The 12,814-nt window shown below is 70.8% G+C and carries 12 protein-coding genes; 4 read left to right on the top strand and 8 right to left on the bottom strand.

The window, feature by feature from the left end; translation table 11 throughout:
* The first annotated feature begins 32 nt into the window (after positions 1 to 32).
* Complete coding sequence (locus ACFYM2_RS08500) at positions 33 to 224, top strand: thiomuracin/GE37468 family thiazolyl RiPP peptide (RefSeq protein WP_358994233.1); 192 nt, start codon at positions 33 to 35, stop codon at positions 222 to 224.
* A gap of 77 nt (positions 225 to 301) precedes the next feature.
* Here ACFYM2_RS08500 and ACFYM2_RS08495 read toward each other — a convergent pair whose 3' ends face one another.
* From ACFYM2_RS08495 to ACFYM2_RS08485, 3 genes are all read right to left on the bottom strand, one after another.
* The gene (locus tag ACFYM2_RS08495; RefSeq protein ID WP_388834491.1) at positions 302 to 1,537 is read right to left on the bottom strand and encodes an MFS transporter; all 1,236 of its coding nucleotides are present in this window, start codon (positions 1,535 to 1,537) and stop codon (positions 302 to 304) included.
* A 17-nt stretch (positions 1,538 to 1,554) separates the two neighbouring features.
* Positions 1,555 to 2,496, bottom strand: coding sequence for a RimK family alpha-L-glutamate ligase (locus ACFYM2_RS08490; protein ID WP_350228509.1), 942 nt, complete (start codon positions 2,494 to 2,496; stop codon positions 1,555 to 1,557).
* A 242-nt stretch (positions 2,497 to 2,738) separates the two neighbouring features.
* Positions 2,739 to 3,581 carry a helix-turn-helix transcriptional regulator gene (locus ACFYM2_RS08485; protein WP_358994227.1) on the bottom strand — a complete coding sequence of 281 codons (843 nt, stop codon included), beginning with the start codon at positions 3,579 to 3,581 and terminating at the stop codon, positions 2,739 to 2,741.
* Positions 3,582 to 3,794: 213 nt separating this feature from the next.
* On the opposite strand from ACFYM2_RS08485, the gene ACFYM2_RS08480 reads away from it, so the two are divergent.
* The gene (locus ACFYM2_RS08480) at positions 3,795 to 4,904 is read left to right on the top strand and encodes a glutamate--cysteine ligase (protein WP_358994225.1); all 1,110 of its coding nucleotides are present in this window, start codon (positions 3,795 to 3,797) and stop codon (positions 4,902 to 4,904) included.
* Between the two features lie 68 nt (positions 4,905 to 4,972).
* Here the strand turns inward: ACFYM2_RS08480 and ACFYM2_RS08475 are convergent, their stop codons facing one another.
* A complete protein-coding gene (locus tag ACFYM2_RS08475; protein WP_358994222.1) occupies positions 4,973 to 5,962 on the bottom strand; it encodes a phospholipase in 990 nt (329 codons plus the stop codon).
* A 256-nt stretch (positions 5,963 to 6,218) separates the two neighbouring features.
* Positions 6,219 to 6,413, bottom strand: coding sequence for a hypothetical protein (locus ACFYM2_RS08470; protein ID WP_388460013.1), 195 nt, complete (start codon positions 6,411 to 6,413; stop codon positions 6,219 to 6,221).
* A gap of 197 nt (positions 6,414 to 6,610) precedes the next feature.
* Between ACFYM2_RS08470 and ACFYM2_RS08465 the strand changes: the two genes are divergently transcribed.
* Positions 6,611 to 6,922 (top strand): hypothetical protein, encoded by a 312-nt coding sequence (locus tag ACFYM2_RS08465; protein ID WP_388834488.1) that lies wholly within the window; start codon positions 6,611 to 6,613, stop codon positions 6,920 to 6,922.
* A 140-nt stretch (positions 6,923 to 7,062) separates the two neighbouring features.
* Positions 7,063 to 7,299 carry a chaplin gene (locus ACFYM2_RS08460; RefSeq protein ID WP_358994217.1) on the top strand — a complete coding sequence of 79 codons (237 nt, stop codon included), beginning with the start codon at positions 7,063 to 7,065 and terminating at the stop codon, positions 7,297 to 7,299.
* Between the two features lie 61 nt (positions 7,300 to 7,360).
* Here the strand turns inward: ACFYM2_RS08460 and ACFYM2_RS08455 are convergent, their stop codons facing one another.
* From ACFYM2_RS08455 to ACFYM2_RS08445, 3 genes are read right to left on the bottom strand one after another with little or no spacing between them, the layout of a single operon-like run.
* Positions 7,361 to 10,114, bottom strand: a complete 2,754-nt coding sequence (locus tag ACFYM2_RS08455) for an alkaline phosphatase family protein (RefSeq protein WP_388834485.1) — start codon at positions 10,112 to 10,114, stop codon at positions 7,361 to 7,363.
* A gap of 27 nt (positions 10,115 to 10,141) precedes the next feature.
* Positions 10,142 to 11,545, bottom strand: a complete 1,404-nt coding sequence (locus ACFYM2_RS08450; protein WP_388834483.1) for an ABC transporter permease — start codon at positions 11,543 to 11,545, stop codon at positions 10,142 to 10,144.
* Positions 11,542 to 12,498, bottom strand: a complete 957-nt coding sequence (locus tag ACFYM2_RS08445) for an ABC transporter ATP-binding protein (protein ID WP_388460010.1) — start codon at positions 12,496 to 12,498, stop codon at positions 11,542 to 11,544. Before ACFYM2_RS08445 ends, ACFYM2_RS08450 begins: the two co-directional genes overlap by 4 nt.
* Between the last annotated feature and the right edge of the window lie 316 nt (positions 12,499 to 12,814).

Here is a 12,814-nt window from a genome sequence, read left to right as displayed (position 1 = left end):
GATGCTCCATAAGGTTCGAAAGGAGGGCTTTGATGAACGAGCACAGCAACGGCTCACCCTCGCTCGCTGCCGCGGTCGCCGACCTCGCGCTTGACCTCGACCTGGAAGCGCTTGCCGGGGACGAGCACAGCCAGTCGCTCACGGCGGGCCACGGCATGACGGAGGTGAGTGCGTCCTTCTGCTGCGCACCGCCGCCGAACTGCTGTAATTGCAGCTGTTCCTGAGTGGGCAGCGCGTGCCGGGCCGCACCATCGGCCCGGCACGCGCGTCCTCGTGGGTGCGGCCCGTCATGCCGTGCGGTTCATGGACCCGGGCGGAGGAAGGGACCGGCCCAGGCGTGCCGTGTCCGCTGACGGCTCAGCGCCAGGGAGACGGCGGCAAGCGCCGACGCGAGGCCGCCGGCCGCGAGCCCGGCCCGGGGGTGCGCGGTGGTGGAGATCCAGCCGATCAACGGCGCGGTGAGCGGTGTGGTGCCGAGCGAGGCCAGGGTGTACAGACTCATGACCCGGCCGCGCATGGCGTCGTCCGTGCCCAGGTGCAGCGCGGACCTCGCCGCCGTCATGAAGAGGATCAGTACCGCGCCGGTGGGCACCAGCATGACCAGGAACGACGCGTGGCTCGGCATCGTGCTGGTGACCACCTCCAGCACACCGAAGCCGAACGCCGTGCCGGTGAGATAGCCCGGCCCGCACGGCCCCCGGCGGGCCGCAAGGACCGATCCGGTGACCGCGCCGACGGCGAACGCCGTGGAGCCGAGTCCGAAGGCGACGGGCGCGGTGTGGAACACGCGGCTCGCCATGAGGGCGGTGGTGATCTGGAAGTTCATGCCGAAGCCGGCCACCACGCCGACGAGCACGAGAGGGCCCGCGAGTTCGGAGCGGGCCCGTACATGGCGCAGCAACTCCCGCACCTGCCCCTTTGAGCGGCGGCGGCCGCCCGACGGCGCCGCGGCGCAGGGCCGGTCCTTGGACTTCATGCGGAGCAGGGCCGCGATGACGACGAGGTAGGAGAAGGAGTTGAGGAAGAACGCGGGGGCGACACCGAAGAGCCCGATCACGGGCCCGGTCAGGGCGGGCCCCGCGATCCGGGCGATGTTGAACACCGCGGTGTCCAAAGCCACCGCGTTGGGAAGGTCGGCCGTGGGGACGGTGTGGGCGATGAAGGACTGCAACGCGGGCTTCTCGGCGACCATGGTCAGACCCATGGCGAGGGCCAGAGCGTAGACGGTGCCCAGTGTCACCGCGTGCATGAGGGTCAGGACCCCCGGCAGCAGGGCGACCAGGCACAGCACCGACTGGGTCACGAGCAGGATCCCGCGCTGCGAACAGCGGTCCGCGAGGACTCCGCCCCAGGGGCCGAAGAGCAGGAGCGGCAGGAATTGCAGAGCCGTGATGACACCGAGAGCCGTGCCGTCGCCGTGGGAGAGATCCAGGACCAGCCAGGACTGGGCGACCTTCTGCGTCCACGTGCCGGTGTGGGAGGCGAGCTGGCCCACCGAGAGCAGTCTGAACTCCCGGTGCCGCAACGATCTGAGCATCGGCTCGACGGCGCGGGTCACCTCCCGGCGCGCAGCCGCGCATCGCAGGCCGCGGCGATGGCGGGCACGATCCGGTCCAGATGCCGGCGCCATCCGACATTGGCGTTGACCTCGCAGATCGTGAAACTGCCGTCCGGCTCGAACAGCAGGTCCACACCGGCCACCGTGAGTCCCAGCACCTTTGCCGCCGCGACCGCCAGCGCCTCCCCAGCGGGATGCAGTCCGGCGCAGGGGGTGGAGGTGCCGCCCAGGGCCAGGTTCGATTTGAGGCCACCGTCGGCGGCCACCCGTACCTGCGCCGCGACGGCCTGCCCGTCGACCACGACGACGCGCAGGTCCCGGCCGTGCGAGTAGCGCACGTACTTCTGGAACAGGTAGGGCACTTCGTCGCGCAGACTGCCCTGGATGTCGTCCAGCATGGCCCGGTCGGGGGCCAGGAAGACACGTCGTCCGCGATGGCCCCGTACCGACTTCACCACGCAGGGCTCGGGGATCCCGGCCCGCACCACGTCCGTCATCGACGCGTCCACGTACGTGTGGGTGTCGGGCACGGGAAGGCCGGCCGCCGCGAGTTGTTGCAGGTGCCAGAACTTGTTCACACACGCGAGTACGGCGTCGATCGGGTTGAGCAGCGCGGTGCCCATGCCCTCCAGGTGCCGCAGCAGGGTGATTTCCCGGTCCGTGGAGAGCTTGGGCGTGGACAGCCGGGCGTAGACGAGCTCGGGCGGAGTGAGCGGTACCCCCCGCAGGTCGTGCAGGGTCAGACGCCCGCCGCACACACCCAGTACGAGATCGCTGGTACGCACCACCGCACCGCGGTCGCCCAGAACACGCTCGAAACCGTCCGTGAGTTCGGCGGTGATCCGGTCCTGGTCGAGGTCACCTCCCAGGAGCAGCCAGAAGGGAGCGGAGGTCCGGCTCTCGGGGACGTCGTTCGTGAGGGCTTCGGTCACGGTCATCAAGGTGCTCCTCAAGACATCAGTGGCCATTGCCTGCCGGACGGCGCGTACGCGTACGCGGTGTCGGGCACCCGGGCGGGCGCTCGTCGGGCCCCATGAGGAAGGCCCGTACACCTGCCGTCGGCAGACTGATCACAGTGCCATCCGCTGGACGGACAATCCGTCAATTCGCCCGAACGTGGCCGTGTTTCCTGTCGGTGCTCGTAGTCCGTGTGTGCCGCCGGGCCCGAAGGGTGGGGACGTCACTGCTCCGCGCTGGTCTCCTGATCACGGGTGGCGTGGAGGCTGCCGAGCAGGGTGAGGGCGTGGGCGCTGGGGCTGCCGGGTTCGGCGTGGTAGACCACGAGCTGCTGGCCCGGCGCCTCCCGTACGTCGAAGGTCTGATAGGTGAGGTGGAGGGGACCGACGTCGGGGTGGACGAGGTGCTTGCCGTCACGGGACTTGCGGTGCACGGCGTGCGAGGACCACAGGGCGGCGAACTCCTCGCTCCGCTCGGCCAGGGAACCCACGACGTCGCGCAGGCGAGGGTAGTTCGGGTCCACGCCCATGGCGTGGCGCAGTCCGGCGACGACCGCCCGCGCCGCGCGCTCCCACTGGGCGAAGAAGCTCCGCGCCGCAGGGTCGAGGAAGGTCATGCGGGCCAGGTTGTCCACGTTCTCGAACGGTGAGAAGAGGGCGTTGGCCAGCGCGTTCGTGGTCAGGAAGTCGTTGGCCGGGTTGAGGACGAACGCGGCGGCGCAGGGAAACCCGCTCAAGAGCTGCCGCAGCGCGTGGCTCACCGTCTCGCGCGGCTGCGGCCGTTCGCCTTCCGGCGCGGCGCCGGCCAGCCGGAACAGATGCTCCCGCGCTTCGTCGTCCAATCGCAGCGCGCCGCTGATGGCTTCCAGGATCTGTGGCGAGGGGCCGCGTTCACGGCCCTGTTCCAGGCGGGCGTAATAGTCGCTGTTCATGCCGGCGAGCACGGCGACTTCCTCACGGCGCAGCCCCGCCACCCGGCGCGCGCCGTAGCTGGCGAGCCCGACGTCGTCGGGACGCAGGCGGGCGCGGTGGGCGCGCAGGAAATCTCCGAGATCGTTACGGGTCATCGAGTCAGGCTATGCGGGCCGCGCTGTTGGTACCTGGGTGTGTCCCACCCAGCCAGGACCTGCCCTGGTCCGCGCCGCCGGGACCGCCGATGCACGTCACCGGCAGCGGCGAACGACACCGGCCGCCACACCGAGCCCGGCGTACGGGCCCCCGTCGGCCGGACTTCGGAATTGACCCGGTAGGCGAGGGCCGAGGGCGGGTAAACACGTTTCATGATCACTATTGGGGTCGAAGAGGAGTACCTGCTGCTCGATCCGGCCACCGGGCATCCCGTTCCGCTGTCCGAGGAGGTGCGCCGGTCCGCCGGGCTCGGGGAGCTGGCCGAGGAGGGGGAGGTCCAGCCGGAGCTTTTGCAGGCGCAGGTCGAGGTCGCCACTCCCGTGTGCGAGGAGCTGACGGAGGTGGCCGGTCACCTGCTGCGGCTGCGGCACGCGCTCAGCACCGCCGCCGAGCGCGCCGGTGGCCGGCTCGCCGCGACGGCGGCCGCCCCCCTGGCCGGAACGCGGGTTCCCATCACGGGGGAGCGCCGCTATCTGCGGCTGCACGACCAGGGCGGCCGGCTGGCCGAGGACCTGCTGATCAACGGCATGCACGTCCACGTCGGAATGCCGGACCGCGAGACGGGCGTGGCCGTCTTGAACCGCATCCGGCTGTGGCTGCCCACGCTGCTCGCGATGTCGGCGAACTCACCGTTCTGGGAGGGCCACGACACCGCGTTCGCGAGCTGGCGCACCCCCGTCTTCGGCCGGTGGCCGGTCAGCGGGCCGCCGCCGCGCTTCGCCGACCACACCGACTACGAACAGCGCATCGACGCGCTGATCGCGTCGGAGACCATCTCCGACACCGGTCAGCTGTACTGGCAGGCCCGGCTCTCCGAGCGCTATCCGACCCTCGAAGTGCGCTGCATGGATGTGCAGCTGCGCGTGGACGACGCCGTCATGCTCGCCGGAATCGTCCGCGCCCTCGCCACGACCGCGCTGCGCGAACACAAGGACGCCGCTCCCGAGCCCCAGTGCCAGCCCGAACTCCTCCAGGCCGCCATGTGGCACGCCGCGCGTTACGGGCTCAGCTCCACACTCCTGGACACCGAGGGCCGCCCCCACGCCGCGGGTGACGTCCTGTACCGGCTCGCCGAACACATCACCCGGGCCCTGGAGGAACACGGCGACACCCGGCACGTCGAACCGCTCATCCACCGCCTCCTGCGGGAAGGCACCGGCGCCGACCGTCAGCGCGACGTCCTGGTGCATGGCGGTATGCCGGCCCTCATCGACTTCATCACGCGGGAAACCGCGCTGGGTACGGGGGAGGACGGCGACTGACAAGGCCGCCGCCCGCGTGTCCGGGCGGCGGCCGCGCGGCCGGCCCGGGACGATCCGGGCCGGGCCGGTTACCTGAAGAGGCGGTCGGCGCTGGTGGCCATGCGGTGGGTGGAGCTGTGGTTGCCCACCCAGTCGCGGATGAGCTTGATGGCGTTGGCGCACTGCCAGCTGTCGTCGTACTCACGCACACCCGTGAAGGCGCCGTAACCCGCGATGATCCCGTCCACCCGGGCGTCGCCGAGCAGTTTGTCCACGTACCAGGGGTCGTTGTACGTGGCCGTCCACGACAACGTTGCCGCGAGCCGCTTGGCCGAGCGTTCCGAGGCGCCCTTCTTCAGTTCCGCGCAGGTCTTCCGGTCGGGCTCCGTGCAGTTGCCGAACCCGTTGGTGATGTCGGTGTCGCCGTAGTCCATCACCCGGCGGCCGTTGGGGAACCCGGAACCGGACCGGTTGAACGCGCCCATGACCTGATCACGCGTGCCGGTCGTCGTGATGCCCTCCAGCGGGCCGAGCTTGCCCTCCAGGCTCTGCCAGCCCCGGCCGCCGACGTCCGGAGTGCTGCCGCCGTGGTACTCGTAGAACCCGTACAGCACCTGGATTCCGGCGGCCGTCAGGCGCTGGGCCTTGTCACGCAGCCCGGCCACGCTACAGGTGCGGTTGGGTGCCTCGCCGCAGTAGTTGGGATCCTTGATGTCCAGCCAGACCAGCGACAGCCGCCGGCCCGCCTCGGCGTTGGAGACGATGCGGTCGATCATGCTGTCGAAGCTGGGGCCGCGCCGGTTGTCACCGGCCGAGGAACAGTCGTGCCAGGCACGCCATTCGTTCGGGTTCCACCACGCGCAGACGTCGATCTCGATGCCGTTGGCGCCGTGCTTGAGCGCGGCGTCCACACCGTCGACCGTGTCGACGCGGTGTGCGATGGCGTAGATGGCCTGCCGCTGGTCGGCCGCGACCGCCGTTGTCGTGCCGAGCGCGGTGGCGCCGATGAGCGCGCACAGCGCCGTCAGCAGCGCCAGCAGCCCCCGCGGGCCGGCGCTCCTTCGCAGTTGGGGGGTCAAGAACGTACTCCTTCGTACGACGGTGTCGGTGTCCTGGGCGAACCGCACCGCAGGTGCCTCGCCAGGCAGCTAGATGAGTCATGTGCTCTGCTCGTTGCTCGGCGAAGCTGTCTGATTGCCCCACCAACACCCTTTGGCCGAAAGGCAGTTGTGGGTGGCGTCGTGAACCGGTCGGAGCCGCGTACGACGGAGCAGGTCAACTCCCGTGCGGGGAGCGGCGACGCGGCTCGGTGACGGGCGCCGACGAGCGGTCCGCTCAGCCCTCGCCGCTGGGATTCCGGTTCAGGCTCCGACGGCGCTTCTTGCCCGCGCCCCGCGTCATGTCACCCACGGCGAGCGTCACGGCGGCCACGGCGCGTACCCAGCGCGGCCCCCCACGCGTCGACCACACCACGCACACGCACCCGCCGACCACGAGCACCAGGACGCCCACCAGAATCAGAGCCACCACGTTCCCCACCTCCACGCACCCGCCGCCGCGTTCCTCGGACAGCCCAGGCAATCAGGGCCCTGTCCAGCGCGCAAGCGGCATACCGGACGAGGGTGGCCCTACCACCATGAGTCGGGTCGGACCAAGTGACCTGGCCGGGCGGCCACTTGAGTACGGATACTCATGCTGGTCCCGGGCCGCCCCGTCAGAATCGGCGGATGAGTACAAGGCGTTCCCGCCGGGAGGCGGACATTCCCTGCGCCGTGATGGGCGCACTCCTCGGTGTGGTGGTCCTGGGCATGCTGGGCTACGGCATGGCCATGAGCGGGCTGTCCTTCGGCGCGCCCAGCCCGCAGGACCTGGTCCAGCAGTCCGAGGAGCGGGCTGAGGTGGCCCATGTGGCGCTCTGGATCCTCCTGATCGGGTGCGCACTCGCCGGAGGGCTGCGGTTGTGGCGGACCCTGACGACGCATCTGGTGATCTTCGGCGTCGGGACGCTCGTCCTGTGCGCGATGGCCGCCTCGCGGTGACGGAGGCGACGGCGGGTCATGGGCGCTCGCAGGGGGGGCGGCGCCGAGGGAGCCTCGCCCCCGGATGGGTCAATGGCAGGCATGGCCCACTGCCTGCTGTGGGATGAGTGGTCACATCGTCTACTCATGGGAGATCACATATGAAGATCCGCACGCTTGCCGTGATGGCCTGCCTGGTGGCCGGCGCGACACTCGGCGGCGCCGGTACGGCCATGGCCGACTCGCACGCCGAGGGTGTCGCCGTGGGCTCGCCGGGTGTCCTGTCGGGCAACGTGGTCCAGATCCCGGTCCACATCCAGGCCAACATCTGTGGCAACTCGGTGGGCGCCGCCGCAGCGGGCAACCCGGCTTTCGGCAACACCTGCATCAACGGCTGAGCGCGCTGTCGCGGTGCTGAAGGACGGGCCGCCTCCCGCGTGGAGGCGGCCCGTCGGTGTCTCAGCCGTCGTTCTCGGGCGAGGGCAGGTAGGCACCCGGGACGTCATGGGGCGCGTAGAGCCCGGGGTCGCCCGGGTAGGGGGTGGTCCAGTCGTGGGTCTGGTACCAGGTGTAGCGGTTCATCTGCGCGGGGTTGGCGAAGTCGGGCACGGCCTTCGAGCCGGTCAGCCGCTGGTGCGACGCCCAGTCCTGCCACCGCGCCGCGAGCTGTCGCGCGGCCGCCGGTACCTTCACCGCCGTCGGCGCGGGCGCCGCGGCGGAGTCCTGGGGCGCGGGGGTGTCCGTGCCGCAGGAGGGCTGGGGGCTCACCCCGAGGGTCAGCGAGGTCCGGTTGGGCACGGCCGTGAACGGGGTGTTGTCCGGCTTACGCGTGAACGCCCCCGCCATCGGGGTGGCCGCGCTGTCCTTCTGGTTCATCGGATGGATCCCGAGGATCTGCTCGATGGTGCGGACCATCGTGATCTGCGAGTAGTAGTGGTGGTCGACCGCGCCGTGCGCGGCCCACGGGCTGATGACCTGGACCGGAGCGCGGTGGCCGTCGACGTGGTCGAGACCCGCCTGGGAGTCGTCCTCGACGACGAAGATCGCCGAGTCCTTCCAGTACTTGCTGTGCGAGATCTCGTCGACCATCCGGCCGACCGCGAGATCGTTGTCCGCCACCTCGGCGGCCGGGCTGGCCGGGCCGCCCGTGTGGTCGTTGGAGAACCAGAACATGTTCAGGTTCGCCGGACCGTTCTTCTCGAAGTCCTGCTTCCAGATCTCGTTCTTGTAGATGTCGGGGACGCCGAGGTCGAACAGCGGGAAGCCCGGCACCGACACCTTGTTGAGCGAGGGGATCGCCGAGCCGGTCTTGATGGGGTAGGCGGTCGGCCGGCCCGTGGCGGCCATGGTCTTGGAGTCGCAGTACAGGTTCTGCCACGTCGCGCCGGACGGCTTGCTCTCCAGGGACTGGAACTCACCGAAGTCCTTGACGGACTTGCCCGCCGCCTGCGCGCCCGTCCAGATGAACCCGGACTTCTGGTGGCCCAGCGCGTCGTCCTCGGTGTCGTAGCTGCGGGTGTACTCGCCGGCCGAGGACTCCGTGTACTCGGGGTTGTCCGACTGCATCAGCCAGTTGTGCCCCTCGGCCGAGTTCGTGCCGATGTCGTAGAAGTTGTCGTACAGCCCGAACTGCTGGGCAAGAGCGTGCTGGTTCGGCGTCACGTTCGTGCCGAACTGGGTGAGCGCGGGGTCGCCGTTGCCCTGGGGGAGATCGCCCAGCACTTGGTCGTAGGTCCGGTTCTCCTTGACGATCAGGAAGACGTGCTTGATCGTCGAGGGGTCGCCGAGCCGCGCAGGCACCGGCACCGGCCGCGCGTGACTCCTGCCCCCGGCCGAGGCGACCGAGCCCGGGGTCCACCCGTTCTGCTGGAAGACCTTCTTCGTCTGGGCCCTGATGACGTTGTCGGCGGGCAGCGTGAACTGCGTCAGGCTCGACGTGGTGTCGTGGGTGGCGTGGCCCGCGCTGTCGGGGCGACGGGCGTCGATGCCACGGGTGTGGGAGACGACCACCTTCTTGCCGACGGCGGCGATCTCCGCGGGGAAGTAGTCGGTCGGCAGCAGACCGATGTAACTCGCGGGCTGCTGAGGCGCGTTGTAGCGGTAGACGGCGACCGCGTCGGCGCGGCCGAGCGTCACCAGGAGGCGGCCGTCGTCGGTGAGCGTCACGGCGTTGGGCTCGTAGCCGACCGACGCCTCGGGCCACGGCCGGGTGGCGATGGTCTGGACGGCCTTGTCCTTGCGGGAGTCGATGACGGACACGCTGTTGTCGGCGGTGTTGGTGACGAACACCGCGCCGTTCTTGGCGTACACCGACGTCGGATGCAGCCCCACGCCGATGCTGTCGACGGCCGCGGACGGGTTCTTCACGCTGATGACGCTGACCGTGCCGGTGGTGGTGGCGCCGGTGGCCGGGTCGGCCGGCACCTGGGTGCCGTAGGAGTTGATCGTGGTGTCACCGGCCCTGGCCGGGCGCCCGCCCTCGTTGCTGACGTACAGCTTGTCACCGACCAGGGCGATGCCACGGGGAGCGTTGCCCACGGTCCAGGTGTGCGTGATGGTGCCGGTCGCCGCGTCGATGGCGACGACCCGGTTCTGGCCGTTGACCGCGCCGTACACGATGGCGCCGTCGGCCGAGAAGACCGCCGCGCCCACCAGTGCGTGCTGGGAACCGACGGCCGGGATCGGGACGGCCACCGGGTTGGACAAGGTGCCGTCCTGGCCCACGGTGAACTTGGTGTAACCCTCGCTCTGGCCCAGCCACAGCTGCTTGCCGTCGGGTGAGTACGTCGGGCCCTCCTGGCCGACCGCGTTGCTCTTGATGCGCAGACCGTCCGCCGCGCTGGTGCCGACGCGCTGCTTCACCTGGCCGGTCCTGAGGTCCATGATCACCAGCGCGGCGTCGCCGTCGGTGAGCGAGGCCGCGAGGTGGGCGCCGTCCGGGCTGAGGGAGGACGACATGATCTTGCCGTCGTCGAGGACGGTGCGGGTGCCGTAGGGGGCGATGTACTGGTCGCTGGAGATGACCTGGCCCCTCGGGGTGACCTGGCCGACTCGCTGGGTGCCGAACTGGTACGTCGAGGCGACGGCGGTGCCCGTGACCCCGAGGGCGACCGCGATGGACGCCGTCACCAGCGTGGTGCGCCGGCCGATGCGTCTGCCGAGGAAGGTGATCCGGTCCTGCTCAGTGGTCCGACGCCGGCGAGTTACCTGCACGGAACTGTCCCTTCGGTGGGTGTCGTGTCAGTGGGTGCCGAGCAGGTCGACGATGCCGTCGAACTGCCACAGCGGATTGGGCGCGTCCCCGTACGAAGTCCGCACCAGGAAATAGCCGTTGACCTCCTTGGGGCCGTCGCCGTCGGCGACGAACCGGCCGTCCGACGTGACGTCGAGCTGATAGACGGCCGTCCCCGCGACCGCGGCGCCGGGCAGGTGCCAGGTCACCACGCACCGCCAGTCGTTGCCCGCGCCCTCCTGGGCGCCCCGGCCGTCGCTCTTGACGCACGCCGCCGTGGTACGCAGCTGCGCCACGGTGACGGCCGGACGGTTCAACTGCCCGGTCTGGAGGCGGTACAGCTGCCCGAAGGCGGTGGCCAGCGACTTCTCGATCTTGGCCTGGCTGATTCCGGAGCCCGTGGCCGGGGCCGCCGCACCGACCAGGGCGACGGTGAGGGCGGTCAGGGCGGCGAGCGGAAGCAGCCCGATGGTGACGGCACGCCGCCCGGCGCCGTCGTAGGCCGGGTTGGTGAAGTCCCGCCGCGTGAACAGCAGATGGGCCAGCGCGGTCGCGAGCACGGCCCACACCAGAGCGACAAGGCTTGCGATGAGGAGCGGGCCGAGCTGCCCGGGGTCGGTGAACAGGCCGTTCCAGGCGATGAACGCGTAACCCGGCAGCGCGAGGCGTACGGCGACGGGCAGCGGCAGCATCTGCGCGACTTGCATCGCGAGCGCCACGAGCGCGGGCAGCAGAAGCCCGGTGGGGGACCGGCCGAACGCGACCGACCCGAGCAGCCCGATCGCGGCGAGCGCCAGGGTGGGGGCCAGGGCGCACACCCAGGCGAGCAGGACCCTGACGGCGGCGTCACGCGGGCTCAGCACATGGCCGTCGAGGCCGACCAGCGCCCGGTTGCCCACCGACACCAGGCCACCGGCCACGCTGGAACACGCGAGACCGGCCACCAGCAGCACGACGACGCTCAGCCCGGCCAGGGACTTCGCCGCGAACAGCCGCCGGGGCGAGCGCACCGCCACGAGCAGATGCCGCCACGTCCCGAGCCGGTCCTCGGCGGCGAACACGTCGCCGGCGACCAGGGAGGTGAGCAGCGGGAGCGCCCAGGTGCCCGCGAAGCCGAGGATCACCAACGGTCCGGCCCAGCCCGTGGCGTGCGTCCAGCGCCCGAAGAGCGTGTCGGAGGGGAGTGTGCTCTGCGCGCTCACCCCGGCCACGAAGAGGCCCGGCGCGAGCCAGCAGGCCAGGACAAGCAGCCGGACCCGCCACTGCGCCATCAGCTTGACCAGCTCGAAACGGTAGATCCGCCAGACGGAAACGCGGTGGACGGCGGGGGGACGGGAGTGGTCGCCGGCGCCGGTCCGGGCGTCGGCGTCCGGGCCGGTCCCGGCGTCGGTATCGGCCACGGGCGCTGTCATCGGGGGGTCGCCTCCTGCTGGTCGGTGAGGGCGATGAAGGCGGCCTCCAGCGGCGACATCACAGGCGTGAGTTCGCGCACCGCGATGCCCGACCGCACGAGGCCGGCGACGAGTTCGTCGAGAGCGGCCACGTCCGCGTCCACGACGACGACCTCGGCATCCTGCCGTGCGTCGGCGTCCTCCAGAAGCCGGATCCCGGTCGTTTCGGCGGCCGTCCGGCGGGCCGCCCGAGGGTCCCCGGTCCGCAGCCGGTAGCGCAACTCGCGTTTCTCGGCGGCCAGTTCGCGCAGCGGGCCCGAGAAGACGACGCGTCCGGTGGCGAGGATGGTGACCTCGGAGCACAGGGCCTCGAGGTCGTCCATGCGGTGGCTGGAGAGCACGATGCTCGTCCCGTCCCGGGCGAGCCGGGTCAGGACCGCGTGCACGTGCTGCTTGCCGGCCGGATCGAGTCCGTTGGAGGGTTCGTCCAGGACGAGGAGGCGGGGGCCGGTGAGCAGGGCGGCCGCGAGCCCGAGGCGCTGGCGCATCCCGAGCGAGAAGCCCCGGGCGCGCTCGTCGGCGACGGCGGTGAGACCGACCTGGTCGAGTGCGTCGTCGATCCTCGCCCCGCTCCTCGCGGCGCGCCCGCCACGTGCGCGCAGGGCGGCCAGCGCGGCGAGGTTCTGCCGTGCGGTGAGCGCGGGGTAGAGGCCGGGGCCGTCCACGAAGCCGGCCACGCCGTCGGGGGCACTGAACGTCCGCGTGAGCGGCGCACCGAGGATGTGAAGGCTCCCGCTGTCGGCGACGGCCAGGCCGAGCAGGAGTCCGAGCAGCGTCGTCTTGCCCGCGCCGTTCGGCCCGGCCAAGCCGTGGATCTGTCCCTGCGTCACCTCCAGATCGACGCCGTCGAGTGCGACGACGTCGCCGAAGTATTTGGTGATCCCACAGGCGCGGACCGCGCGGAGTGTGTCCATGTTCCCTTCATTCCCCAAGCCCCCGGGGAAACCTAGGGACAGCACGCTGCGGGGACGTGGGCGGCCGGTTTAACGCCCAGGGAACGGATCGTCAAGGGCTTGGCAAGTCCTCGCGCACGCAACGGTCCTAAGGGGACCGGATCAGGACAATGCCCAACGGCGGCCACCGAGAACGCAGTTGGCACCGGCTGCCTGCTGTGCGCACGACCTGGACACCGCCGTCGTGGCGCCGCAGCCGCGCGCGCCGCCGTCGATCCAGTCATCGCCGCAAAACCCGTGATGAGCGGCCGAAGTCGCGAAGGCGCCGGATGCCGTG

The organism is Streptomyces sp. NPDC006711, from assembly GCF_042869775.1.
Classification (GTDB): Bacteria; Actinomycetota; Actinomycetes; order Streptomycetales; family Streptomycetaceae; genus Streptomyces.
Note: the sequence above shows the minus strand (reverse complement) of the source record. Positions and strands in the feature narration are given on the sequence as shown.